This is a genomic window from Ruegeria sp. BF8, from assembly GCF_056538625.1.
Genome location: NZ_JBQFTL010000001.1, coordinates 591,725 through 613,590, shown reverse-complemented (window position 1 = coordinate 613,590; position 21,866 = coordinate 591,725). Strand labels below are relative to the sequence as shown.

At 62.2% G+C, this 21,866-nt stretch carries 26 protein-coding genes; 9 read left to right on the top strand and 17 right to left on the bottom strand.

Annotated features, from left to right (window positions below):
- Positions 1-15: 15 nt before the first annotated feature.
- The 7 genes from ACR0LD_RS03055 to ACR0LD_RS03025 form a co-directional block, all read right to left on the bottom strand.
- Positions 16-429, bottom strand: a complete 414-nt coding sequence (locus ACR0LD_RS03055; RefSeq protein WP_480635591.1) for a DUF3168 domain-containing protein — start codon at positions 427-429, stop codon at positions 16-18.
- Positions 426-764 carry a phage head closure protein gene (locus ACR0LD_RS03050; protein ID WP_480635590.1) on the bottom strand — a complete coding sequence of 113 codons (339 nt, stop codon included), beginning with the start codon at positions 762-764 and terminating at the stop codon, positions 426-428. Before ACR0LD_RS03050 ends, ACR0LD_RS03055 begins: the two co-directional genes overlap by 4 nt.
- Positions 761-1,360, bottom strand: coding sequence for a head-tail connector protein (locus ACR0LD_RS03045; RefSeq protein WP_170366307.1), 600 nt, complete (start codon positions 1,358-1,360; stop codon positions 761-763). The genes ACR0LD_RS03050 and ACR0LD_RS03045 overlap by 4 nt, the downstream gene beginning before the upstream one ends.
- A 177-nt stretch (positions 1,361-1,537) precedes the next feature.
- A complete protein-coding gene (locus ACR0LD_RS03040; RefSeq protein WP_480635589.1) occupies positions 1,538-2,716 on the bottom strand; it encodes a phage major capsid protein in 1,179 nt (392 codons plus the stop codon).
- A gap of 34 nt (positions 2,717-2,750) precedes the next feature.
- On the bottom strand, positions 2,751-3,296 hold the full coding sequence (locus tag ACR0LD_RS03035; RefSeq protein ID WP_149774850.1) for an HK97 family phage prohead protease: 546 nt from the start codon (positions 3,294-3,296) through the stop codon (positions 2,751-2,753).
- Positions 3,297-3,322: 26 nt separating this feature from the next.
- Positions 3,323-3,547 (bottom strand): GTA head formation protein, RCAP_rcc01685 family, encoded by a 225-nt coding sequence (locus tag ACR0LD_RS03030; RefSeq protein WP_093962401.1) that lies wholly within the window; start codon positions 3,545-3,547, stop codon positions 3,323-3,325.
- Complete coding sequence (locus tag ACR0LD_RS03025; RefSeq protein WP_170366310.1) at positions 3,540-4,712, bottom strand: phage portal protein; 1,173 nt, start codon at positions 4,710-4,712, stop codon at positions 3,540-3,542. Before ACR0LD_RS03025 ends, ACR0LD_RS03030 begins: the two co-directional genes overlap by 8 nt.
- A 192-nt stretch (positions 4,713-4,904) precedes the next feature.
- On the opposite strand from ACR0LD_RS03025, the gene ACR0LD_RS03020 reads away from it, so the two are divergent.
- Positions 4,905-5,747, top strand: a complete 843-nt coding sequence (locus tag ACR0LD_RS03020) for an SDR family NAD(P)-dependent oxidoreductase (RefSeq protein WP_170366313.1) — start codon at positions 4,905-4,907, stop codon at positions 5,745-5,747.
- Here the strand turns inward: ACR0LD_RS03020 and ACR0LD_RS03015 are convergent, their stop codons facing one another.
- Positions 5,748-7,118, bottom strand: a complete 1,371-nt coding sequence (locus ACR0LD_RS03015) for a DNA-packaging protein (protein ID WP_244952356.1) — start codon at positions 7,116-7,118, stop codon at positions 5,748-5,750.
- Between the two features lie 592 nt (positions 7,119-7,710).
- On the opposite strand from ACR0LD_RS03015, the gene ACR0LD_RS03010 reads away from it, so the two are divergent.
- Both ACR0LD_RS03010 and ACR0LD_RS03005 read left to right on the top strand, forming a co-directional pair.
- A complete protein-coding gene (locus tag ACR0LD_RS03010) occupies positions 7,711-8,010 on the top strand; it encodes a hypothetical protein (protein WP_480635588.1) in 300 nt (99 codons plus the stop codon).
- 309 nt (positions 8,011-8,319) lie between these two features.
- A complete protein-coding gene (locus tag ACR0LD_RS03005) occupies positions 8,320-9,570 on the top strand; it encodes a DEAD/DEAH box helicase (RefSeq protein WP_170358751.1) in 1,251 nt (416 codons plus the stop codon).
- A 116-nt stretch (positions 9,571-9,686) separates the two neighbouring features.
- Here the strand turns inward: ACR0LD_RS03005 and mltG are convergent, their stop codons facing one another.
- The 7 genes from mltG to fabD form a co-directional block, all read right to left on the bottom strand.
- Positions 9,687-10,847: an endolytic transglycosylase MltG gene (gene mltG / locus ACR0LD_RS03000; protein WP_480635587.1), complete on the bottom strand. Its 1,161-nt coding sequence runs from the start codon at positions 10,845-10,847 to the stop codon at positions 9,687-9,689.
- Positions 10,848-12,113, bottom strand: coding sequence for a beta-ketoacyl-ACP synthase II (gene fabF / locus ACR0LD_RS02995; protein WP_170338075.1), 1,266 nt, complete (start codon positions 12,111-12,113; stop codon positions 10,848-10,850).
- Positions 12,114-12,308: 195 nt separating this feature from the next.
- The gene (locus ACR0LD_RS02990) at positions 12,309-13,052 is read right to left on the bottom strand and encodes a 1-(5-phosphoribosyl)-5-[(5-phosphoribosylamino)methylideneamino]imidazole-4-carboxamide isomerase (protein ID WP_170358746.1); all 744 of its coding nucleotides are present in this window, start codon (positions 13,050-13,052) and stop codon (positions 12,309-12,311) included.
- A gap of 123 nt (positions 13,053-13,175) precedes the next feature.
- On the bottom strand, positions 13,176-13,715 hold the full coding sequence (locus ACR0LD_RS02985; RefSeq protein ID WP_170366317.1) for a GNAT family N-acetyltransferase: 540 nt from the start codon (positions 13,713-13,715) through the stop codon (positions 13,176-13,178).
- Between the two features lie 138 nt (positions 13,716-13,853).
- Complete coding sequence (locus tag ACR0LD_RS02980) at positions 13,854-14,087, bottom strand: acyl carrier protein (RefSeq protein WP_005982462.1); 234 nt, start codon at positions 14,085-14,087, stop codon at positions 13,854-13,856.
- Between the two features lie 210 nt (positions 14,088-14,297).
- Positions 14,298-15,035, bottom strand: coding sequence for a 3-oxoacyl-[acyl-carrier-protein] reductase (gene fabG, locus ACR0LD_RS02975; protein ID WP_170338567.1), 738 nt, complete (start codon positions 15,033-15,035; stop codon positions 14,298-14,300).
- A gap of 41 nt (positions 15,036-15,076) precedes the next feature.
- Positions 15,077-16,015: an ACP S-malonyltransferase gene (gene fabD, locus ACR0LD_RS02970; RefSeq protein WP_480635586.1), complete on the bottom strand. Its 939-nt coding sequence runs from the start codon at positions 16,013-16,015 to the stop codon at positions 15,077-15,079.
- Positions 16,016-16,187: 172 nt separating this feature from the next.
- On the opposite strand from fabD, the gene ACR0LD_RS02965 reads away from it, so the two are divergent.
- Positions 16,188-17,417, top strand: coding sequence for a cytochrome b/b6 domain-containing protein (locus ACR0LD_RS02965; protein ID WP_480635585.1), 1,230 nt, complete (start codon positions 16,188-16,190; stop codon positions 17,415-17,417).
- Positions 17,418-17,483: 66 nt separating this feature from the next.
- Here ACR0LD_RS02965 and ACR0LD_RS02960 read toward each other — a convergent pair whose 3' ends face one another.
- Positions 17,484-18,056, bottom strand: coding sequence for a YceI family protein (locus tag ACR0LD_RS02960; protein ID WP_093962996.1), 573 nt, complete (start codon positions 18,054-18,056; stop codon positions 17,484-17,486).
- 127 nt (positions 18,057-18,183) lie between these two features.
- Positions 18,184-18,693 (bottom strand): hypothetical protein, encoded by a 510-nt coding sequence (locus tag ACR0LD_RS02955; protein WP_244952357.1) that lies wholly within the window; start codon positions 18,691-18,693, stop codon positions 18,184-18,186.
- Between the two features lie 280 nt (positions 18,694-18,973).
- On the opposite strand from ACR0LD_RS02955, the gene rpsF reads away from it, so the two are divergent.
- The 5 genes from rpsF (at position 18,974) to ACR0LD_RS02930 (ending at position 21,777) form a co-directional block, all read left to right on the top strand.
- A complete protein-coding gene (rpsF, locus tag ACR0LD_RS02950) occupies positions 18,974-19,327 on the top strand; it encodes a 30S ribosomal protein S6 (protein ID WP_093962413.1) in 354 nt (117 codons plus the stop codon).
- 28 nt (positions 19,328-19,355) lie between these two features.
- Entirely contained in the window at positions 19,356-19,583 is a 228-nt protein-coding gene (gene rpsR / locus ACR0LD_RS02945) for a 30S ribosomal protein S18 (protein ID WP_005608650.1), read from the top strand.
- Positions 19,584-19,595: 12 nt separating this feature from the next.
- Complete coding sequence (rplI, locus tag ACR0LD_RS02940; protein WP_480635584.1) at positions 19,596-20,216, top strand: 50S ribosomal protein L9; 621 nt, start codon at positions 19,596-19,598, stop codon at positions 20,214-20,216.
- A 150-nt stretch (positions 20,217-20,366) separates the two neighbouring features.
- A complete protein-coding gene (locus ACR0LD_RS02935) occupies positions 20,367-20,849 on the top strand; it encodes a transglycosylase SLT domain-containing protein (protein WP_480635583.1) in 483 nt (160 codons plus the stop codon).
- A gap of 226 nt (positions 20,850-21,075) precedes the next feature.
- Positions 21,076-21,777, top strand: coding sequence for a helix-turn-helix transcriptional regulator (locus ACR0LD_RS02930; protein WP_170338055.1), 702 nt, complete (start codon positions 21,076-21,078; stop codon positions 21,775-21,777).
- The last annotated feature ends 89 nt before the right edge of the window (positions 21,778-21,866 follow it).

Here is a 21,866-nt window from a genome sequence, read left to right as displayed (position 1 = left end):
CTCTCCATTGATTGCTTAGTTGTCTTCCACGCGGGCGCGGAATCTCAGGTCGATCTGCCGGATCGCGCCGCCGGTCCCGGTGCGCCGGGCCGAGGCCCGCTCGAACCACAGCCCCACCAGCCGCCCCCGATCCAGCGTCAGCGCGGCGCCGTCCAGCGCGTCGCACACGGCCCCGGCCAGAGTCTTGGCCGCGCCGAACCCGGCCGCCTCGGACACCACCGACACGGTGAAGCGATGCAAAGTGCCCTGCCCCGTCGTGTCCGAGGCCTCGCGCACCTCTTCCGGACCCAAGGTGATGTAGGTTTGCGGCAACGTCCCCGATGGCACCGCGTCATAGACCGCGTCGCTGACCCGGGACGAAATGATCCTGTCATTGACAAGTTGCTGGAACACAGCCGCCTGCAGCGCGGCCGACACGCCATAGCTCATGCCGCCACCTCCTCATCCGCGAAACAGGTCAGATAGCGCCCGGCCGCGTCGTATTCGGCCACCGCGCGGATCACGAAGCGACGATTGCTCTCGCGAAACCTCTGATCGGGTGCCGGACGCATCGACGACCCCTCGGGCGCGCCGCGCACCACGATGCGGTAACTCACGCGCGACACCGCCACATTTGCGATCGCACGCTCGGTGCCGGTCCGGGCGGTCACCTCGGCCCACAAAGTGCCCAGCGGCGCCCATGTCTCGGCATAGCCGCCCGCGCCATCGGCTACCCGCACCGGGGCCTCCAGCACCAGCTGCCGGTTCAGGCGGGGCGCGCTCATTGCATCACCCCCGCGCCGAAACGCACCATGCGATAGCGCTGGATCAGGCTGGTCACGCCGAAGGGCATGCAGCCGTCACTCAGGCTGGTCTCGTCGCGATACTCATAGTAATGCGCCGCCAGCAGCAGCACCGCCTGCCCCAGATCCGCCGGCAGCCCGCCCCAATCCGCCGCCATCCCAGCCGTCAGCGCGATGGTCACCTCTCCACCGGTGGGAATGGCGGGCAGGCAAGCCCCCATTGGGCGCAGGCAAGGGCGCTGGTTGTCGCGCTCCAGGCGGTAGGTCCCGGGCGCCACCACCTGCTGAGTGCCCTGCGCGTCGGTCAGCGTCACCGCGTCGATACTCGTCACCGGCGCGACCGGCAGAACCTCGCCCGCGTCGTTGCGCCAGCGGCTCAGGGTCCAGGTGAAACTGCGCGATATCAGCACTTTGCCCGTGCGCGCCTCGATCGCGGCCATCGCCGCCCTCAGGAACCCCTTCAACACGTCGTCCTGCAGGCTGATCTCGGCAAATCCCGTGCCCAGCCGCAGATGCGCTTTGAACTGATCCACCGGCAGCGCCGCATCCGCGATGGCGGTTTCTTCGATCAACATCATCCATTCACTCCGCAATCTCGGACCCCTCCGGGGGCCGCATCCTTGGAAAATGGCGGGCACGTGCCGCCCCACGTTGCTCGGACGGAGGGGAGCAGCTAGACAACGCGGGGGATCTCACCCCGGCCCGCGCCCGCCGCCCGAGGGACCGGTCCACCGGCCCCCCGGATCCGTCACCGCTTAGGCGGTGCCGAATTTCACCAGCTTGATCGCGGCAAAGTCGCTGATGTCGCCGCCCACGCGCTTGGTGGCATAGAACAGGACATGCGGCTTGGCGCTGAACGGGTCGCGAAGCACGCGCAGGTCGGGGCGCTCGGCGATGGTGTAGCCGGCCGAGAAGTCACCGAAGGCGATCGAGAAGCTGTCGGTGCCCGGATCGGGCATATCCTCGGCGATCAGCACCGGATAACCCATCAGGCGCGCGGGCTCACCCGCAGCCAGGCCATCGGACCACAGGAAGCGGCCGTCGGCATCCTTCAGCTTGCGGATCACGCCCGCGGTTTTCGAGTTCATCACGAAGGTGCCGTTCACGCGGTACTGCGCGCCCAGCGCATAGACCACGTCAACGATCGCATCCGCGTCGATGCCGCCCGAAACACCCGTGGGCACATAGCCCAGGTTGCCCCAGGTCCAGACGTCGTTGTCCACCGCCGGATGGCTCAGGATGCCCTTCGGCTTGTCGATGCCGTCGCCGTTGATGAAAGCCGCCGCCTCGGCGCGGGCGAACTTGTCGGCGATACGGCCAGCCAGCCAGCCCTCGACGTCGAATGCGCTGTCATCCAGCAGCCGCTGCGAGGCCTTGGGCAGCGCGCTCAGCTCGTGCAGCGGGATCGAGATGCGGTCGATCGACGGGGTGCCGGTCTCGGTGGCGGCCGCGGTTTCATCGGCCCAGCCCGCGCCCACATCGGTGTGGTCGATCAGCACGTCGAACGAATTCGCCTCTACATTCACGACCGACGCAATCGAGCGGATCGACGAGGTGGATTTCAGCACCGACTTGATCATCTCGGCGGTCTGCGGATCGACCAAATAGCCGCCATCGCTGTTGACGGCCGCCGACAGCGACTTGGCCTCGATTTCCAGCCCGCGCAGGGCATCGTCATCGCCCGAGCGCACATAGGCGTCAAAGGCCTTCTGGTGCGGCGCTTCCTCCAGGGTCGAGGCCGCAAGATGCGGGCGCGCCGCGATGGTTGATTTACGATCCAGCATGGTCAGTCGCTCTTCTGTCTGTTGCAGTTTGTGTTGAATTTCAGCCTTCAGGCCCTTGAATTCACTAACGAAGCCAGCCATCGCCTGCTTCACCTCCTGAACCAGGGGCACACCCTCTCCGGTCAAGGCCGCGGTCTCGGTCTTGCTCATCAGCACTTCCTTTCTGGGTGGGGGTTGAGGCGCGCTAGGGTCGCGCCAGCTCCTGCCGGGCGCTCTGGAACACCTCGGCAATACTGCGCCAGGTGTCCTCGGCATCGGGGTCCGTCCCCTTTGCCGCCACCCGCGCACTGGGCAGCATCGGGAAGGTCACCAGCGACACCTCCCACAGCTCCAGTTCCGTCAAGAGCCGCCGGCCCTTGTCATCCTTCACGGCCCGCTTGGTGCGATAGCCGATCGACAGCCCGTCCAGCGCACCCGCGCGGATCAGCTCGGCCGCTTCGCGCCCCTTCTGGGTGCTTTCCAGCAACCGCCCCTTGACCCACAGGCCGCGCTCGTCCTCGCGCACCTCGTCCCACACGCCGATGGGCTGGGCCGGATCGTGCTGCCACAGCATCTTGACCCGCTGACCGGCCGCCTTCAGCCCGGCCAGCGATGCGGCATAGGCACCTTTCTGCACCACATCGCGGCCCTGATCGACCTGGCCGAACAGGCTGGCATAGCCCTCGATCACCGCATCCTCGGTCACCGACAACCCATCGCCGAACCGCGCGAACTTGCGCTCCAAATCCATGAACAACTCCTCGTAAGCCACTGAATTCATGGCGCCACCGTCAGGAAAGACTGGAACGCCTGCGCCAGGATCACCGCCGCCACGCCATAGACGGTCAGCCACAACCGCCGCTCCAGCCGTTCCATCATTTCCTCGATCTGATCCAGCCGCCTGCACAGATGCGCATGCTGGATCTCGGCCACCCTCTCATGCGCGGCCAGACGCAGGCCCGGCGCGCAGTCAAAGGGCGGGTACCCCGGCGTGTCAGCCATCCGCCGTCTCCGCCAGCGCCGGCAGGCCCAGCAGAGCACGCTTTTCGGCATCCGTCAGGAAATCGGCATTGGCCACCCGCGCCCATTGCGCGTCACGCTCCGTCGCCAGCGCCGGCACCTGGTCCAGATCGGGCTTCAGCACCAGATCTTCGCCGGTAAAGCCCGACAACCAGTCCGACAACGCCGCCGCCACCCGCGTCACCAGGGGCAGAACGGTCAGGCGATAGAACGCCCGGTTGGCCTCCTGATAGTTCGAATAGGTCGCGTCCCCCTGGATCCCCAGCAGCATCGGCGGGACACCGAAGGCCAGCGCGATCTCGCGGGCGGCGGCTTCCTTGGTCTTCTGAAACTCCATGTCCGAGGGGGAAAAGCCCATCGGCTTCCAATCCAGCCCCCCTTCCAGAACCATCGGACGCCCGGCGTTGCGCGCCCCGCGATAGTTCGCCTCGATCTCGTCGCTCAGGCGGCGGAACTGTTCCTCGGCCATCCCGCCCTGCCCGTCGCCGCCCTTCCACACCAGCGCGCCCGAAGGCCGCGCGGCATTGTCCAACAGCGATTTCGACCAGCGCGAGGCGCTGTTGTGCACGTCGATCGCCATCGCCGCCGCCTGCATGGGCGAAAAGCCGTAATGGTCATCCTGCGGATGGAACGACTTGATATGGCAGATGGCCTCGGCCGGGAACCGGTGCGTCTTGCCCCCGGCGGTGTAGTCATAGGCTCTGGGCCAGCCATCCGCCCCCGGCACCACGCTCATCCTGTCGGATCGCAGCACATGCAGCTCGACCGGCAGTCCGCCCTCGGCCTGCACCGCCTCGACATAGGCGTTGCCCGACAGCAGCAGCTGCCCGAACAGCGCCTCCAGCAGCTCGGCTTTGCCCTGCGCCGCGTTCGGCCGGCGCATCAGGCGCAGAACCGGGTGGGTCTCGTACCGCTGCGCGTCGTCCTGCAGAACCAGGGGCAGCGCCGCCGCGGCCTCGGCAATCAGCTTGACCGACCGGAACCCCACCGGGTTGCCCGAAAACCCCGTGCGCGTCAGAGAGGCGGTGTCGCGCGGGCTCCAGGCGACTCGCCCGCCGGTCTGCCAGGCCACCACCGGCCCGGCTGCGCTTGCTTTTGCCTCGGGGGCTTTCCCAGCCGATCCACGACGCAAGAAATCGAATACCATGTCCAGATGCTCCTTTCTGCCGCCGCTCTGCCCGGCTTGTTGAAAGGAGTTATGACGGAAAGATCTTTAAGCCTCGGGAATGGGGCGTACGGCCGTTGTGCAACGGCTGGGGAACATGTGCCCGCAGGATAAACCTCGGCATCCGACAGAAATGCGCTACCCTCAGCATCTGAGCATCACGAGGGACCAGCCATGTATGAAAGCGCAGTGAAAACCGGCGGGATCGCCGTCGTGACCGGCGCCGCCAGCGGTGTCGGGCGCGTCGCGGCACAGCGTTTTGCCCAAGCCGGGCTGGACGTCATACTGGCCGATCTTCCGGGACAGGCGCTGGACGAAACGACGCAAGACCTGAAGGCAGGCTTTGACGCGGCAAACATCACCGCGGTGCCGACGGATGTCACCTCTCAAGCCGACATGGAAAATCTGGCCGACACAGCTTTCGCCGCCGGGCAGGTCGCCGTCTTGATGAACAATGCAGGGATCAGCCTGCCGACGAAAACATGGGAGTCATTCGACAACTGGCGGAAAATTCTCGACGTGAACTTTCTGGGGGTGCTGCGCGGCGTCCAAGCCTTTTTGCCCCGCATGATCGAGGCTGACCGCCCGGCCGTCGTCATCAACACCGGGTCAAAGCAGGGGATAACATCTCCGCCAGGCAACCCCGGCTACAACGTGTCCAAGGCCGCCGTCAAAACGCTGACCGAACAGCTCGCGCACGAGCTGCGCGAGGCCGGCGCACCGATCACCGCGCATCTCTTCGTTCCGGGCTTTACCTATACCGGCATGGTCGCGTCATTCCTGCCCGAAAAACCGGCCGCCGCCTGGACCAGCGAGCAGACCGTCGACTATTTCCTCGACCGCATGGCCCAAGGCGATTTCTACATCCTCTGCCCTGACAACGACGTCGATGCCGAACGCGACCGCCGTCGCGTTCAATGGGCCGCCGAGGACATCATCCACAACCGCCCCGCCCTTTCACGCTGGCATCCCGACTACGCCGAGGCCTTCGCAAAGTTCGAAAAACCCAAGGGCTGATCACAAAACCCGCACCCGCGGCCGCCGGTAGACCGCCGCCGGCCCCACCACCAGCTCATGCAGTCCCCAGACCAGCGCATCGACCCGGTCGGGCGAGCCCTGCCCCTCGAACCCCCGCGCGGTCATCTGGCACATCTGTTCCTCCAACGCGTCCAACCCGGCCACATGGACCACCCGCCCCTGCTCATAGAGCGCCGCCACCGGCTCGGCCCGCGCCACCTTCCCGCGCGAGGCCCGCACGGCCCGGAACGGAACCAGAGGGTCCACCTGCCGCACCACCTCTTCCACCAACTGCCCGCCCTGGTTGACCTCGGCCACCAACCGTTCGGCCCCGAACTCGTCCATCGCGTCGATCGCCGCGCGCGCCCAGCCCGCCGGGCCAGCGCCCTGCACCGTCCGGTCGGCCAGCACATAGGCGCGCCAGTCCTCGGGCGGCCCCTGCACCTGCGCGCCGACCACCACGATCCCGCAGGCATCCGCGCCCGATCCGCTCGTCACCGCCGGGTCCAGCGCCACCACCACGCGGTCCAGCTCGGGCACCGCCTTGACCCGCGCCGCATCCAGCATCGAGCCAGTCCACAACGCCCCCTCGGCATCGGCCAGCAGCACCCCGTCCAACTCCTGCCGCCCCAGCCGGGTGCCCGCATAACGCGCGCGCACCTCCTGCAAAAAGGACTCCGCCAGGTTGGCCCGGTTCGCCTCGGTCGGCGCATGGGTCATCACCGTCGACGGTGCCGCCAACAGGTCCTTCAGCACCTTCACGTTGCGCGGCGTCGTGGTCACGCAGACCCGCGGCCGCTCGCCCAGTCGCAGCGCGAATTGCAGCATGTCCCAGGTCTCGCCTGCCTTTTTCCACTTGGCCAGCTCATCCACCCAAGCCGCATCGAACTGCGGCCCCCGCAGCCCCTCGGGGTCATGAGCCGAAAAGGCCTGTGCCTCGGCACCGTTGGGCCAGACCAGCTTGCGTTCCGACGCCTTCCACTGCGGTCGCCGGTCAGGCGGAGAGCACTGCATGATTCCGCTGTCGCCAAAGATCATCACGTCCCGCACCTGGTCAAAGGTCTCACCCACCAGCGCCACGCGCCGGGCCTCACCCTCATCAAACGGCTTGGCCCCCTCGACCACGGATCGCACCCACTCTGCCCCGGCCCGCGTCTTGCCCGCGCCACGCCCGCCCATGATAACCCAAGACCGCCAGTCGCCCTCGGGCGGCAGTTGATGCGGCAGCGCCCAGAACTCGAACAGGAAAGGGAGGGCACATAGCCCTCCCTCCCCGATCTCACTCAGAAACCTGTCCCGCACCGCAGCAGGCGCGGAGGCGAGCCAATCGGCACCCGATCTCAGATCGGGCCCGCTCCAGGTCGAGCGCATAGCCCCCTTGGGCAATTCCCGCTTGTCTGTGACATTGTTCGACAAAGCTTGTCTCCACTTTCTGGCAACTTCGGATCAGCCCCTCTAGCTGCCCGAGTTGTCTGGCTGAACTCGCCAGGTCTGCATCCTCCCCGGTCTCGATCCGCTTGCGCAGGTCTTCCGCCGCTTGCCGCAAACCGCGAATGGACACCTCCAACGACTGCAACAGCTCGGCCGTCCGGGACATCCGCTCTTCCGGGGTAATCAAAGTCATGTTTGCCTGTGACCTCATGCGTGAGTGATCTCCGCACGAGAGAAATGAAAAACGGCCGCCGGGTCGCCCCGGGGCCGTTGCCCACTTCTTCTAGCATGACACAACTTATACGTGAAATCGGGCGCTCAGTCAAGCTCCGACGCAACAGCGCGCAACAAGTAACGCACTGCCAGTGTTAACAAAATCCTAATCCAGATCAGGGACCGCAACCAATTCTGTGATCGGCAAGATTTCCGCGACGGAGTAATTTCCGTCGTGCGTTTCAAAAACGGATTGCACACGCAATCTGCATAAACACCAAGAACCGCAAGCATACGAAAAATTTCTGAAGGACAAAAAATGTACCATCCCCTCAGCTATGTCTCGGTAATCTGTCTGGGAGGCCTGATGCTCTTCGGCACAGTGGCGCAGGCTCAGACAGGGCACCGCGGACCTGATCTTGGCAAGATCGCCAGCGAGATTGGCATTCCGCAATCTGCGCTCCAAAACTGCCTGGGCGATCGTCCCAAGCCCGGCAAGCGCCCCGAGCGCCTTGACGCGGGTTTAATTGCTTCGTGCCTGTCCAAGGCCGGTCACCCCTCCACCGCACAGGCAGTCGAAAAAGCGCTGGCGGCCGCCGCCCCGACGCCCCGTGGTTGACCATCCATTTGCAACGGATAGGACACCGGCAGCCTTGACTGCCGGTGTCGGCTTGACATTCGCCTCAGCAGCGCTCATCTACGCCACAGCGCTGCCGCGTGAGCACGCGGACCGAACCTAGGTCCGAGATAGCGCCCAATTTTCCCAGTTCCCATTCACGCAGGGTTCTTGACGCAAAAGCCGGATGTTGCGGGACTCGCCCGCAAATCCTGAGGCTGCGCACACTCCCTGCCGGTCGTGCAATCCGCACGGCCAGCTACTCTTGTTCGCGCACGGCCAATGCCGGCGCGGATTACAAAGGAAGACGACTTGTTCGATTTCGACATGCTCGGCCTCGCGCCGGCACTGAACGACGCGCTCGAGCGCGCAAATTTCACTCAACCCACACCGATCCAGAACCAGGCCATCCCGTTGGCCTTGGAAGGACATGACATTCTGGGCCTTGCACAGACCGGCACCGGCAAGACGCTGGCCTTTGGCCTGCCGCTGATCGACCACCTTCTGGCGCAGCCCGGCAAACCGGCACCCAAAACCGCCAAGGCGCTGATCCTCGCCCCAACCCGCGAACTGGTGAACCAGATCGCTGAAAGCCTCCGCACGCTTACCAAAAAGACGAAACTGCGCGTGGCCACAGTTGTCGGCGGACAGTCGATCAACAAACAGATCATGTTTCTTTCGCGTGGGACCGATATTCTTGTCGCGACCCCCGGTCGTTTGATCGACCTGATGGAACGTGGCGCGGTCGATCTCGGCTCGGTTCGGCACCTAGTTCTGGATGAGGCCGACCAGATGCTGGACCTCGGCTTCATCCACGCTCTGCGCAAAATCGCGCCGCAACTGGGCACTCCGCGCCAGACCATGCTGTTCTCGGCCACCATGCCGAAGCAGATGGAGGAACTCAGCCGCGCCTACCTGACCAACCCGCAACGGGTGCAGGTCTCGCCTCCGGGCAAGGCGGCCGACAAGATCACCCAGTCGGTGCATTTCGTTGAAAAGCCGGGAAAGCCCGCCAAGCTGCGCGAGATCCTTTCGCGTGATACCGACGCCCTGACGCTTGTGTTCTCCCGGACCAAGCATGGTGCGGAAAAGCTGATGAAAGGGTTGGTGGCCGACGGCTACAACGCAGCATCGATCCATGGCAACAAGAGCCAGGGCCAGCGGGATCGCGCCATCAAGGCCTTCCGCGCCGGCGAGATCACAGTTCTGGTTGCCACCGACGTGGCAGCCCGTGGCATCGACATTCCAGGGGTGGCCTATGTCATCAACTATGACCTGCCGGACGTTCCTGACAACTATGTGCACCGCATTGGCCGCACCGCTCGGGCCGGCCGCGAAGGCGAAGCCATCGCCTTCTGCGCACCGGATGAATTTGATCTGCTGCGTCAGATTCAGAAATTGATGAAGATCGAGATCCCGGTCGCCAGCGGAGCGGCACCCGAAGCCGCGGAGGCCGCCAAACCCGGCAATCGCCAGCGCAATCGACGCCGTGGCCCGAAACCGCAGGGCACAAATGGCCTCGCCAACCGTCGGCGCCGTCCGCGCCGCAAATCGGCCGCATAAAAAAACTGCGCGCATGTCTCCTTGCGCGCAGTCTTTTTCCAGGATTTTGACTTTTCATTTCTCAGGCGGGTTGTCCGCCTGATTTATGCTGGCCCTGCTCTCGACCAACGAGCGGATCAGTTACCCGAATTGTTCCGCTCGGCTTCGATCTCACGCCATTTGGCAACGTTTCGGTTGTGTTCCTGCAGCGTCTTGGCGAAGGCATGGCCGCCAGTTCCATCTGCGACGAAGAACACGAAGTCGGTTTCGTCTGGAGCCACGGCAGCTTGCAAGCTGGCCAGTCCCGGGTTGGCAATCGGCGTGGGCGGCAAACCGTCTATCAAATAGGTGTTCCAGGGCGTGTTCCGCCGAAGCTCGCTGCGGCGAAGGCCTCGGCCCAGCGTACCCTGACCCTTGGTCACGCCGTAGATCACTGTGGGATCCGTCTGCAGCTTCATGCCTTGCTTCAGGCGGTTCACAAAGACACTGGCAACCTGACCGCGCTCTTCCGGAATGCCTGTCTCCTTCTCGATGATCGAGGCGAGGATCAGCATTTCTTCGGGGCTGGACAGGGGCAACCCGTCTTGACGCGTCTCCCAAACCCGGGCAATCCGCTCTTGCTGTCGGTCCTGCATCTTTTGCAGCAAAGCCGTTCGCTCATCACCCGGTGAGATTTCGTAGCTGTCCGGGGCCAACATGCCTTCAGGCGGAATTTCCGAGACCTCTCCGGTCAGGGCATCCACGGCCTTCAGCCCCTCAACGACCTGCCAACTGGTGACACCTTCTGCCAAGGAAACGCGGTATCGCGTATCGGCTTGGTTCCGCTTTTCCTGATAGACTTCAGGGACTTCGTCCTCACCAACGACAAAAGATGCGACCTCGACGAAATTCGATGTTGCAGGGTCCAGCTCGCGAACCCGTGTCTGAGTGCGGGTCACACCGATGCGGTACTCGACCTCGGTTCCACAGGTGCTGGCGCCGCTGCGGGTGACTTCGTCGATGATTTCCGCCATCGAAGCGCCTTCGGAGATCAGGAAACTACCCGCTTTCAGCTGCTGCGACTTGTCGGTGTAGTCTGCCGCCATACGAAAGATCGTTGCGCTGCTGATCGCGCCCTGATCTTCAAGATCACGGCTGACTTTGTTCATGTTCGAACCACCCTTCACCCGAAGGCAAATGGCGGTATCGAGCGGGCCCTCGGCCTTGTACTGCGACTGCCCCCAAAGGATCAGACCGCCAAGAAGAAACATGGCAACCACAAGAAAGGTCAGCGCATTGGATGCCAGAGCCCGCCACATTTACGATGCTTTCCCGAAAATCACGCTGGCATTGGTGCCACCGAAGCCGAATGAATTCGACAGCGCCACGTTGATTTCCCGCTCGCGCTTGGCATTCGGCGCAAGGTCGATCGGCGTTTCCACCGCCGGGTTGTCCAGATTGATCGTCGGCGGGGCGACCTGATCGCGGATCGCAAGGATCGAGAAGATCGCCTCGATCGCGCCCGCGGCCCCCAGCAAGTGCCCGGTGGCCGATTTAGTCGAACTCATCGTCGCCTTGCTGGCATGTTCGCCCAGCAGCCGTTCAACGGCCCCCAGTTCGATCGTGTCGGCCATGGTCGAGGTGCCATGCGCGTTGATATAGTCCAGATCCTTCGGCTCGAGCCCTGCGCTGCGCAGTGCCGCCTTCATCGAGCGTTCCGCCCCGTCGCCATCCTCGGCCGGCGCCGTGATGTGATAGGCATCGCCCGACATCCCATAGCCCAGAACCTCGGCATAGATTTTGGCGCCGCGGGCCACGGCATGCTCGTATTCCTCCAGAACCACGATGCCGGCGCCCTCGCCCATCACGAAACCGTCGCGGTCGACGTCATAGGGGCGGCTGGCGGCCTTGGGGTTGTCGGCATATTTGGTAGACAGCGCCTTGCAGGCGTTGAAACCGGCAATCCCGATCTCGCAGATGCAGCCTTCGCCGCCGCCGGCGATCATCACGTCGGCATCTCCCGACCGGATGATCCGGCTGGCATCGCCGATCGCGTGGGCACCGGTTGAACAGGCGGTCACCACCGAATGGTTCGGACCCTTGAAGCCAAAGCGGATCGAGACCTGACCCGAGGCCAGGTTGATCAGCGCGCCCGGGATGAAGAACGGCGACACGCGGCGCGGGCCCTTGTCACGGATCAGGTTGGCGGTTTCCGCGATCGAGCCCAGACCACCGATGCCCGACCCGATCAGAACGCCGGTGCGCAGACGCTCTTCCTCGTCCTCGGGCAGCCAGTTGGCGTCCTTGCAGGCCATCTCGGCCGCAGCGATCGAATACAGGATGAAATCCTCGATCTTGCGCTGTTCCTTGGGCGGCATCCAGTCATCGGGGTTGAAGGTTCCGTTGGTCCCGTCACCGCGGGGCACCTCGCAGGCATAGGTCGTGGTGACCCCTGCGGCTTCGGCATCGAACAAGGTGATCGGGCCGGCACCTGACTCTCCGGCCAGCAGCCGCGACCAGGTTTCCTCGACCCCACTGGCCAGTGGAGTGACCAATCCCAGACCGGTTACAACGACTCTGCGCATGAAATGCCTCTTGCCTGCTTCCTGTTTGAGAAACGCTCATACCCCGGCCCGGGGTCCGGGGGCAAGAGCAACAGCGTATTCCGCACCGGCAGCTTGCCGCCTGCCTCTGCGCTGCACACGGCGCGCGGCCAAAGCAGAACCACACGAGCCGCCCCCGACGACCTGTCGGGGGCGGCTCGGACGGATTAGGCCGCGTTACTGGAACTGTGCCACTGGTTCATGGGCGGTTTTGGCTACCGCCAATGCCTCGGACAGGTCGACCGTCTTGCGGAACAGCGCCCGTCCGACCAACGCACCCGAGATATTGGGAATGTAGGCCAGACGCGAGATGTCGTCGCTGCTGCGCACGACGCCGCTGGCGATCACCGGTGTGCGCGAATGCGCGGCCAGCCCCGAAATCAGGCCCAGCTGCGCCTCGACATCCACCATGTCGCTGTCGATATCGGTGACCAGAATGGCAGCCAGCGGAGCATCGGCAAACGCTTCGATGAAAGCCTCCGGGGTGAACGCACTTTGGGTACGCCAGCCGTCGGTCATCACGTAGCCCTGCCACACGTCCACGGCCAACACGATCTGGTCTGGGTATAGCTTGGCCAACTCTTTGAACAGATGAGGATCACGCGCCGCCAGGGTGCCGATCACGATGCGGCCTGCCCCTTTGTCGATCCAACGCTCGACCTGCTCGCGCGAGCGGAACCCGCCCGCCAGTTGAACAGGCAGCTCGGCGCTGCGGATGATCTGTTCGACCAGCGCAGAGTTCGTGTCCCGCCCCTCGATCGCATCGAAATCGGTCAGGTGCATCCACTCGGCACCTGCGGCGGCCCAGCCTTGGGCCGTTTCCACCGGATCGACATGCCAGATCATCGGTTCGTCCAGACGGCCCTTGTCCAGCGTGACACAGCGGCCGCTCTGCAATTCCATTGTAGGATAAACCCTCATGAGCACACTCCTCCGCTCAATCGTTCCGGATATCCATGATAGCATACTGGTCGCGCGCAGGTTCGCGTTTATCAGTTTCGGCAAACGACGATCCGTTTGCGGCACCGCAAAAAAAGAAGCGTTTCAGTTCCGGGCCGGAGGGCCGTCGCGTCGAAACAGTTTCACCGGGCTGTCCCGATACTCTGTCTCGCGCAGCAATTTATATCCAAGCTTGGCCGCCAGCTTTTGCGAGGCCTTATGATCCGTGTCAATCATCGACACCAAGGGCCCGGGCATGATCCGGTCGAACCAGTCATGCGCGGCCTGAACGGCCTCGTGCCCGTATCCCAGGCCATGCGCCTCGGGCGCCAACACCCAACCGGCCTCGGGGAAGGTGTCGAAATCCTCTCCCAGACAGCGGTTGCCGTAAAAGAACCCGGCCTGACCTATCAATTTGCGATTCGCCTGCAAGAACACGGCCCATTGCCCGAACCCAGCCATCTGCCAGTGTCCCGCATTGCGCAGGAACGCGTCCCACGCCTCGCCACGGGTACGGGGTTTGCCGCCGATATGGCGCACCACGCAGGGGTCGCGCCAAATCTCCGCGAACCTTTCAAAGTCCTCGGGACGCATTGCGCACATCATCAGGCGCGCGGTGTTGATCATCGGGGCGGATCTTTTCATGCCCTTACCCGGTGTTTTGTTGCCTCATCGCAAACAGTGCAAACCGATTTTCCACGAGGCAAGCGGGAATTCGAGCGGGCAAAAAAAAACGGCGCTTCCGTTGCCCGGAAGCGCCGTTTTCGGTCAAATTCAAAGCGATCAGGAAGCTTCGCTGATGAACTTCACGGCGTCGCCGAAGGTTTGGATGGTCTCGGCTGCATCATCGGGGATCTCGATGCCGAACTCTTCTTCGAAAGCCATGACCAGCTCAACGGTGTCCAGGCTGTCCGCGCCCAGATCGTCGATGAAGGACGCGTTCTCGGTGACTTTGTCCTCTTCAACACCCAGGTGCTCAACAACGATCTTTTTAACGCGATCTGCGACGTCGCTCATGTCTATTCCTCATTCCATTTCAGGGCGGTCTGCCCGGTTCTGCCCTTGCCCGCTCGGGGTGGCCTTGGTTTGCCCGATCCGGGCGGTTTGGGTCCCGGGTCTCCGGGAAAGTAGAAGGCCGACCTGAACGACCGGCCCCTGATTACATGCGCCGCCTATAGCACAGACGACGCAAGAGGCAAACGCTTTCGCATCTGCCCCTGGCTGCGCCTACAACATGGCCATGCCGCCGTTCACATGCAAGGTGGTTCCGGTAACATAGCCCGCTTCGGGGCTTGCAAGGTACAGAACGGCCGCCGCAATTTCAGATGGCTCGCCCATCCGACCGGCGGGAACTTGCGTCAGGATGCCGGATTTCTGCTCATCGGTCAGCTTGTCGGTCATCGCGGTCGTAATGAAACCCGGCGCGACGGCATTGGCGGTGATGCCACGGCTCGCGACCTCGTAGGCCAGCGACTTGGTCATGCCGACCATGCCCGCCTTGGACGCGGCATAGTTCACCTGACCCGGGTTGCCGGTTGCACCAACAACGGACGAGATGTTGATGATGCGGCCCCAGCGCGCCTTCATCATGCCCCGCAGCACACCCTTGCACAGCTTGGCGGTAGCGGTCAGGTTCACGTCGATCACGCTCTGCCATTCCTCGTCGGACATACGCATGAAGATGTTGTCGCGGGTGATGCCTGCATTGTTGACCAGAATATCAACGGACCCCATGGCATCGGCGGCCTGTTTCGGCAACGCGGCCACGGCCTCGGGATCACCCAGATTGCACGGCAGGACATGAGCGCGCTCGCCCAGTTCATCCGCCAGCTTCTGCAGCGGTTCGACGCGCGTGCCGGACAGACCAACAGTAGCCCCTGCGGCGTGCAAGGTGCGTGCAATCTCGCCCCCGATCCCGCCCGAAGCCCCGGTGATAAGGGCGCATTTTCCAGTCAAATCAAACATACCGGTATCCTTTTCGAGTGTCCTGTCGGACCAGCTTTGAGTTAATCGCCTGCCTGCAGCGCTTTTTGAACGTCTTCCGGCGTACCAACGGCGGAGCAGGCAATGGACCGGTCGATTTTGCGGATCATGCCCGACAGAGCCTTGCCCGCACCGATCTCCCACGCTTCGGTCACACCCTGCGCCACCATGTACTGAACGGATTCGCGCCACCGGACCGAACCGGTGACCTGTTCGACCAGCAATTGCCGGATCAAGTCGGGGTCGGTCACCGCCTCGGCGCGGACATTGGCAACCAGTGGAACCTCCGGCGCCTTGATTTCGACTCCCGCCAGAGCTTCGGCCATCACGTCGGCGGCAGGCTGCATCAGGGCACAATGGAACGGAGCGCTGACCGGCAGCATCACAGCGCGCTTCGCGCCCTTTTCCTTGGCGATTTCAGCGGCGCGTTCAACGGCGGCTTTGGCACCTGAAACCACGACCTGCGTAGGGTCATTGTCATTGGCAGCCTGGCACACCTCGCCCTGTGCGGCCTCTTCGGCCACGGCGCGAACGGCGTCGAGGTCCAGTCCCAGGATCGCGGCCATCGCGCCGTCGCCCACCGGAACGGCGCTCTGCATGGCTTGACCGCGGGTGCGCAGCAGGCGAGCAGTGTCCGCGACACTCAGCGCGCCGGCTGCGGCAAGGGCCGAGTATTCGCCCAGCGAATGACCGGCCACGAAGGCGGCCCGTGTCACATCGACCCCTTCGGCCTCAAGCGCGCGCATCGCCGCCATCGATGTGGCCATCAACGCCGGCTGCGCGTTCTGCGTCAGAGTCAGGGTCTCGATGTCGCCATCCCAGATCAGGCTGCTGAGGCTTTCGCCCAGCGCTTCGTCCACCTCGTCAAACACGGCCTTGGCGGTCGGATAAGCGTCGGCCAGCGCCTTGCCCATGCCGACGGTCTGGGCGCCCTGCCCCGGAAAAACGAACGCAAGTGTCATTGCAACCTCTTGGATGACGTTAGGTTGCGCCGGGGTGTAAACCGAGTGAGGGTCCGGCACAAGCACTGCCTGCACTCTGCGTGACGGCACCGGGTCTGTGCGCCACACGCTATTGTCTATGTGCGTCACACGGTTACCTTGGCCACAGCAGAAAACCCGGAGCGCAAGATCAATGTCCCTAACCAACACCAATGTCAGCTATGGCAGCGTGACCAAGACATTCCACTGGCTGACCGCATTGTTGATCTTCACCGCCTTGCCCTTGGGGTGGTTCGCCAACAACCTGGCCCATGCAATCTATGACCCGACCATCCCCACCACCGAGGCCGATCTTGCCCGAGCCGCCCGGCTGTTTTCCCTGCACAAAACCGTAGGGATCACTGTCTTCTTCGTTGCGCTGACACGCATTCTCTGGGCGGTCACCCAAACCAAGCCCGGACTGTTGAACGCCGACAACAAGCCCGAGGCCTTTGCGGCCGAGACGGTCCATTGGCTGCTGTACGGGTCCTTGGTTTTGGTTCCGCTGTCTGGTTGGATCGACCACGCTGCTACCGAAGGCTTCGCGCCCATCCTTTGGCCATTTGGGCAGAACCTGCCACTGGTGCCGAAGTCCGAGCATCTGGCCGAGGTGATGGCAACGCTGCACTGGCTTTTCATGCTGGTTCTCGTCGCAGCTTTGACCCTGCACATCGCCGGAGCACTGAAACACCACGTCATCGACAAGGACAGTACTTTGCGGCGAATGTTGCCCGGGGCGTCCGCTGCGCCGGTTCCGCCGGAACAGAAGCACTCGATGGTTCCCGCCGCGGCTGCTGGGCTTGTCTGGGTTGGCGTTCTGTCAGCCGGCCTGCTGACCGGCAGTTTTTCAGACAAGCCAGATGCCGAGGTTGAAACGGCCGAGTTGGCGGCCGTTCAATCGGATTGGCAGGTGGAAGAAGGCGCGCTTGCCATCACGATCACACAACTGGGCAACCCTGTAACCGGTCAGTTTTCAGACTGGACCGCCGCAATCACGTTTGACGACCCCGTCGAACCCGGTCCGGCCGGGTCGGCAGAGGTCACGGTCTCCATCGGGTCTTTAAGCTTGGGTACGGTAACCGATCAGGCCATGGGAGCTGATTTCTTCGACAAGTCGCAATTCCCGACGGCCCAGTTCGATGCCGAGATCTACAAAACCGAAACGGGGTATGAAGCAAGGGGTCCGCTGACCATCCGCGATCAAACACTGGACGTTGTATTGCCCTTCTCTTTGGACATCAAAGGCGAGACTGCCAAAATGTCCGGCAGGATGGACCTCAACCGCCTCGACTTCGGGGTTGGCCAATCGATGCCGAAAGAGGATTCGTTGGCCTTCGCCGTCACCGTTTCGGTCGAGTTGACGGCAACACGCAACGCTCAGTAAGCCGACGACACGAAAAAACCGCCGGGGCATCGGCCACCGGCGGTTTCTCTAGTTCTGAGGCCCGGATCAGTCGGCCTTCTGCGCCTCGATCGAAATCGCGATGGCAACTTCATCTCCGACGAAAGGCGCGAACTTGCCCAGTTCGAAATCGCTGCGCACCAGGGTGGTGGTGGCATCGAACCCGGCCCAAGGCTTGCCCGCCATCGGATGCTCGCCGACCTGATTCAGCTTGGCGTCCAGAACCACTGGCTTGGTCACACCATTCAAGGTCAGGTCCCCGGTGATCTTTGCGGTGTTCTCACCCGTCACCTCGATCGAGGTCGAGGTAAATGTCACCATTTCCTCGGCAGTCGCCGCGAAGAAATCTTCGGACATGAAATGATCTTCACGGGGTTTCCAGCCGGTGATCATCTCGACCACGGGCATCGAAACCGTCACGCTCGACGCTGCTGGATCTTCCTGATCAAACATGATCTCGCCCTCGAAACCCGAGAACATGCCGGTGGTGGTCGAAAAGCCAAGATGGTTGTAGCTGAAAACAACCTGGCTGTGGCTCGGGTCCAGAACGTATTTCTCCGGGGCCGCGATGGCCGAGGTCGCCGCCGTGGCAAGTGCTGCTGCAATAAGGGTGGATTTCATGGCAATCTCCGAAAGTTTTCAAAGCGCAAACCGGTTGGGTTGCTCCAAAACAAAGATGTGCCGCCCATGGGCGGCACACAACCTTCATTCTCTCACAAATTCTGTTCCTCAATGAACAGAATAAAATTCAGGCGAAAATTGTTACGCTTCCGCTGAGTTGCCCTTTCAGCGCTCGGCTGACATCCGCCGATTCCAGCGGCAGCTTCATCAGAAGGCTGCCATCGACTTCAAAGAGTTCAACTTGGTCGTCCACGAACCGGGCTCCGCCCAACGTATCGTAGCTGCGGCGCAGCACGGTCTGCGGACGCCCGTTTTCGTTCTTCTGCAGCACCCGAACTTCGCGGCGGATCGGGTCGAAATATGCGTCGGGACGCGGATCCAGAACCTCGATGGTCAGCAGGCTCACCCCGAGGATCAGGAACATCAGCGACGCGACCAACTTGATGGTCCAGACATCGGCGCCGATGACCGAACCCGGCATCAGCCACATCGAAAAGGCCGATACGATCAGAAATGCACCCAGCACACGGAACAGGACCAACCGGGCCTTCCAGTTCGGTGCAAAGGAAATAAGCACGGGCACGGATTTGTCGTATGCTGCGCCGGCTGCGGACTGTTGAAATGTGTTCGTGTTCATGACGGCCATCGCTTTTGCCCTGTCCAAGTTTCTTGAGACCCCCCGGGTAACGCCGGGCTTGCAAACAACCTCAAGCCGAAAAGCGTCAGGATTTGGGCAGCCCAAAGGTAATTGGGCGGCGTGAGAAAGGCATTCATGGCAGGGCTTGCCCCCCATCCAGAAACGTGTATACGGGGCCATCCTTCGCAATACGCATGAACCGCGCAGCCTCTCGTGGCAGGGTCGCGAAGGGTTGCTGGCCCCGCCTATGAAATGCGCCTTGATATAAACAGGAGTGAACATGCCACTGTATGAGCATGTAATGATCGCGCGTCAGGATCTGTCCAACGCGCAGGCCGAGGGCCTGATCGAACACTTTGGCACCGTATTGGCTGACAACGGCGGCAAGATCGTCGACAGCGAGTACTGGGGCGTCAAAACGATGGCCTACAAGATCAACAAAAACCGCAAGGGCCACTATGCCTTCCTGAAGACCGACGCTCCGTCGGGCGCCGTTCAGGAAATGGAGCGCCTGATGCGCCTGCATGAAGACGTGATGCGCGTTCTGACCATCAAGGTCGACGAACATCCCGAGGGCCCCTCGGTCCAGATGCAGAAGCGCGATGAGCGCGATGGCCGCCGCGAGCGCCGTTGATCAACGCCTGAGGAAAGGACACCAAACCATGGCCGCAAAACCGTTTTTCCGCCGCCGCAAGGTCTGCCCGTTCTCGGGCGAGAACGCGCCGAAGATCGACTACAAAGACACCCGTCTGCTGCAGCGCTACATTTCCGAGCGCGGCAAGATCGTGCCTTCGCGCATCACCGCCGTTTCGGCAAAGAAGCAGCGTGAACTGGCCCGCGCCATCAAGCGCGCCCGCTTCCTCGCCCTGCTGCCCTACGCCGTGAAGTAAGGAGAGACTGATATGCAAGTTATCCTTCTGGAACGCGTTGCGAAACTGGGTCAGATGGGCGATGTCGTCGACGTCAAGCCCGGATACGCCCGCAACTTCCTGCTGCCGCAAGGCAAAGCGCTGAGCGCGTCCGAGGCCAACATCGCCTCGTTCGAAGCCCAGAAAGCGCAGCTGGAAGCCCGCAACCTGGAAACCAAGAAAGAAGCTGAAGCTCTGGCTGAAAAGCTGGACGGTCAGCAGTTCATCGTGATTCGCTCGGCATCGGACGCCGGTGCGCTGTACGGCTCGGTCACCCCGCGTGACGCAGCCGATGCCGCGACCGCTGCTGGCTTCACTGTTGACAAGAAGCAGGTCGTTCTGGTCTCGCCGATCAAAGAGCTGGGTCTGCACACGGTTTCCGTCAAGCTGCACCCCGAAGTCGAAGTCGAAATAAAACTGAACGTTGCCCGCTCGGAAGAAGAAGCCGAACTTCAGGCATCGGGCAAGTCGATCCAGGAACTGGCCGCTGAAGAAGAGGCCGCCGCAGATTTTGAAATCGCGGAACTGTTCGACGACATCGGCTCGGCCGCTTCGGAAGACGAAGAACTGGTTGTCGCCGATGCTACGACCGAGGAAGACGAACCCAAAGCCTGATCCGATCAGGTCGGTTTATCTTAAAGGCCGCGCTGCATTGCGCGGCCTTTTTCTTTTCTACTGGCAATTTTTGGCCACCGCAGCGCGCCGGACTTGCGACCCGGGGCCACTTTCGTATCATCCAGCCGCGTAACAACCCGGAGAAGTTGCATGGCAAAGGTCCTGCGTCGAATATTGCTTTCAGTGCTTCTGGCTGCCCCGATTGCCGCCTGCAGCGACCCATCTGGCAAAGCGACGAAGGAACAGGCATTCGAGCCGCCGCTTTACCCTAACGAAACGCCTGAATTGCGCGAGTCGATCAACAAATGGGCTGATCACTATGAACTGCCGCGGGAACTGGTCCATAAGCTGGCGATCCGCGAAAGCACGCATCGCCCCTGGGCGACGAACCGGCCATATTACGGCCTGATGCAGATCCTTCCCGCCACCGCTCGTTCGATGGGCTACAAGGGCGACGCCAAGGGGCTTCTGGATGCGGACACCAATCTGGAATACGCGGGCAAGTATCTTCGCGGGGCCTGGATGCTGGCCGACGGCGACCAGCAGCGCGCGATCTTCCTCTATGCAAAGGGGTACTACCCCGAAGCCAAGGCTCGCGGAATGCTGGTTGAAACCGGCTTGCGGTCCGAATAGCGTAAATGGGGCAATCGACATCGGTCTATACAGCGTTCAATTTGACCGCGAATACCTCACAGGATGAAGTAATCCGGAGGTTGTCTGTTGCCATTAGCACTCAATAACTCCATGTGATATGTACAAATGGGTTGCGCAATCTGTTCAGATTGACGCAACGTAGGCTGTGATACGGACAGATACGGCATTTTTCGGGGGAAATGCCGATGGGACAAAGGTTGGACGAGTGAAACTTATTGACTTGGCCACAATTGATCATGATGAACGGTCGGCTTACGACATAATTAATTCTGTCTGCAACGAACTTGGATTCGACTATGCGTCCTATGCGACGACCCATCCCGTGAATGGTGACGTCCAAGGTTACGCAAACTACCCGGATGAGTGGAAGATCCACTACGCCACACAAGGCTATCATCACCTTGATCCCACCCTGTATCAGTCGGCGCTCAGCATCGCGCCGGTGGACTGGGGCCGCTTCAATCACGACGACAAGTTCAACGCGGTGTTCCGTGACGCTCATGATTTCGGGATCACCGACCGCGGCCTGACGGTTCCAGTTCGGGGGCCTTATGGCGAAACTGGCTTGCTCAGCGTGACCAAGGATTGCACGGACGAGGAATGGAAAAAGCTTAAGAAGCACGTGATGGGTGACCTGCAGATGGCCGCGGTTCACGCACATGACACCGTCATGCAATCGGGCCTTTTGGCCAAGGCTCTATACCTTCCGACCCTATCCTCGCGCGAAAAAGAAATCCTGCAATGGGTCGCCGAGGGCAAGTCCCAGCAGGATATCGGAGATATTCTGTGCATTTCGCACCGGACGGTCGAGGTGCACATGCGTTCCGGACGAGAGAAACTGGGCGCACTTACGACAGCCCAGGCGATCGGCCGTGCCATTGGTCTGGGGTTAATTTACCCCGGTTAACAATTAAGGCAGAAAAATACGGGATATCCCCAATAGTCTTCTTTCGAAACTTGGTTAATCTGCTCCTTACGGTAACCAAACTGTAGGGG

Coding starts and splice junctions, on each gene's coding strand:
- ACR0LD_RS03055 (WP_480635591.1), bottom strand. CDS start 429: ATGAGCTATGGCGTGTCGGCCGCGCTGCAGGCGGCTGTGTTCCAGCAA.
- ACR0LD_RS03050 (WP_480635590.1), bottom strand. CDS start 764: ATGAGCGCGCCCCGCCTGAACCGGCAGCTGGTGCTGGAGGCCCCGGTG.
- ACR0LD_RS03045 (WP_170366307.1), bottom strand. CDS start 1,360: ATGATGTTGATCGAAGAAACCGCCATCGCGGATGCGGCGCTGCCGGTG.
- ACR0LD_RS03040 (WP_480635589.1), bottom strand. CDS start 2,716: ATGAGCAAGACCGAGACCGCGGCCTTGACCGGAGAGGGTGTGCCCCTG.
- ACR0LD_RS03035 (WP_149774850.1), bottom strand. CDS start 3,296: ATGGATTTGGAGCGCAAGTTCGCGCGGTTCGGCGATGGGTTGTCGGTG.
- ACR0LD_RS03030 (WP_093962401.1), bottom strand. CDS start 3,547: ATGGCTGACACGCCGGGGTACCCGCCCTTTGACTGCGCGCCGGGCCTG.
- ACR0LD_RS03025 (WP_170366310.1), bottom strand. CDS start 4,712: ATGGTATTCGATTTCTTGCGTCGTGGATCGGCTGGGAAAGCCCCCGAG.
- ACR0LD_RS03020 (WP_170366313.1), top strand. CDS start 4,905: ATGTATGAAAGCGCAGTGAAAACCGGCGGGATCGCCGTCGTGACCGGC.
- ACR0LD_RS03015 (WP_244952356.1), bottom strand. CDS start 7,118: ATGCGCTCGACCTGGAGCGGGCCCGATCTGAGATCGGGTGCCGATTGG.
- ACR0LD_RS03010 (WP_480635588.1), top strand. CDS start 7,711: ATGTACCATCCCCTCAGCTATGTCTCGGTAATCTGTCTGGGAGGCCTG.
- mltG (WP_480635587.1), bottom strand. CDS start 10,847: ATGTGGCGGGCTCTGGCATCCAATGCGCTGACCTTTCTTGTGGTTGCC.
- fabF (WP_170338075.1), bottom strand. CDS start 12,113: ATGCGCAGAGTCGTTGTAACCGGTCTGGGATTGGTCACTCCACTGGCC.
- ACR0LD_RS02990 (WP_170358746.1), bottom strand. CDS start 13,052: ATGAGGGTTTATCCTACAATGGAATTGCAGAGCGGCCGCTGTGTCACG.
- ACR0LD_RS02985 (WP_170366317.1), bottom strand. CDS start 13,715: ATGAAAAGATCCGCCCCGATGATCAACACCGCGCGCCTGATGATGTGC.
- ACR0LD_RS02980 (WP_005982462.1), bottom strand. CDS start 14,087: ATGAGCGACGTCGCAGATCGCGTTAAAAAGATCGTTGTTGAGCACCTG.
- fabG (WP_170338567.1), bottom strand. CDS start 15,035: ATGTTTGATTTGACTGGAAAATGCGCCCTTATCACCGGGGCTTCGGGC.
- fabD (WP_480635586.1), bottom strand. CDS start 16,015: ATGACACTTGCGTTCGTTTTTCCGGGGCAGGGCGCCCAGACCGTCGGC.
- ACR0LD_RS02965 (WP_480635585.1), top strand. CDS start 16,188: ATGTCCCTAACCAACACCAATGTCAGCTATGGCAGCGTGACCAAGACA.
- ACR0LD_RS02960 (WP_093962996.1), bottom strand. CDS start 18,056: ATGAAATCCACCCTTATTGCAGCAGCACTTGCCACGGCGGCGACCTCG.
- ACR0LD_RS02955 (WP_244952357.1), bottom strand. CDS start 18,693: ATGAACACGAACACATTTCAACAGTCCGCAGCCGGCGCAGCATACGAC.
- rpsF (WP_093962413.1), top strand. CDS start 18,974: ATGCCACTGTATGAGCATGTAATGATCGCGCGTCAGGATCTGTCCAAC.
- rpsR (WP_005608650.1), top strand. CDS start 19,356: ATGGCCGCAAAACCGTTTTTCCGCCGCCGCAAGGTCTGCCCGTTCTCG.
- rplI (WP_480635584.1), top strand. CDS start 19,596: ATGCAAGTTATCCTTCTGGAACGCGTTGCGAAACTGGGTCAGATGGGC.
- ACR0LD_RS02935 (WP_480635583.1), top strand. CDS start 20,367: ATGGCAAAGGTCCTGCGTCGAATATTGCTTTCAGTGCTTCTGGCTGCC.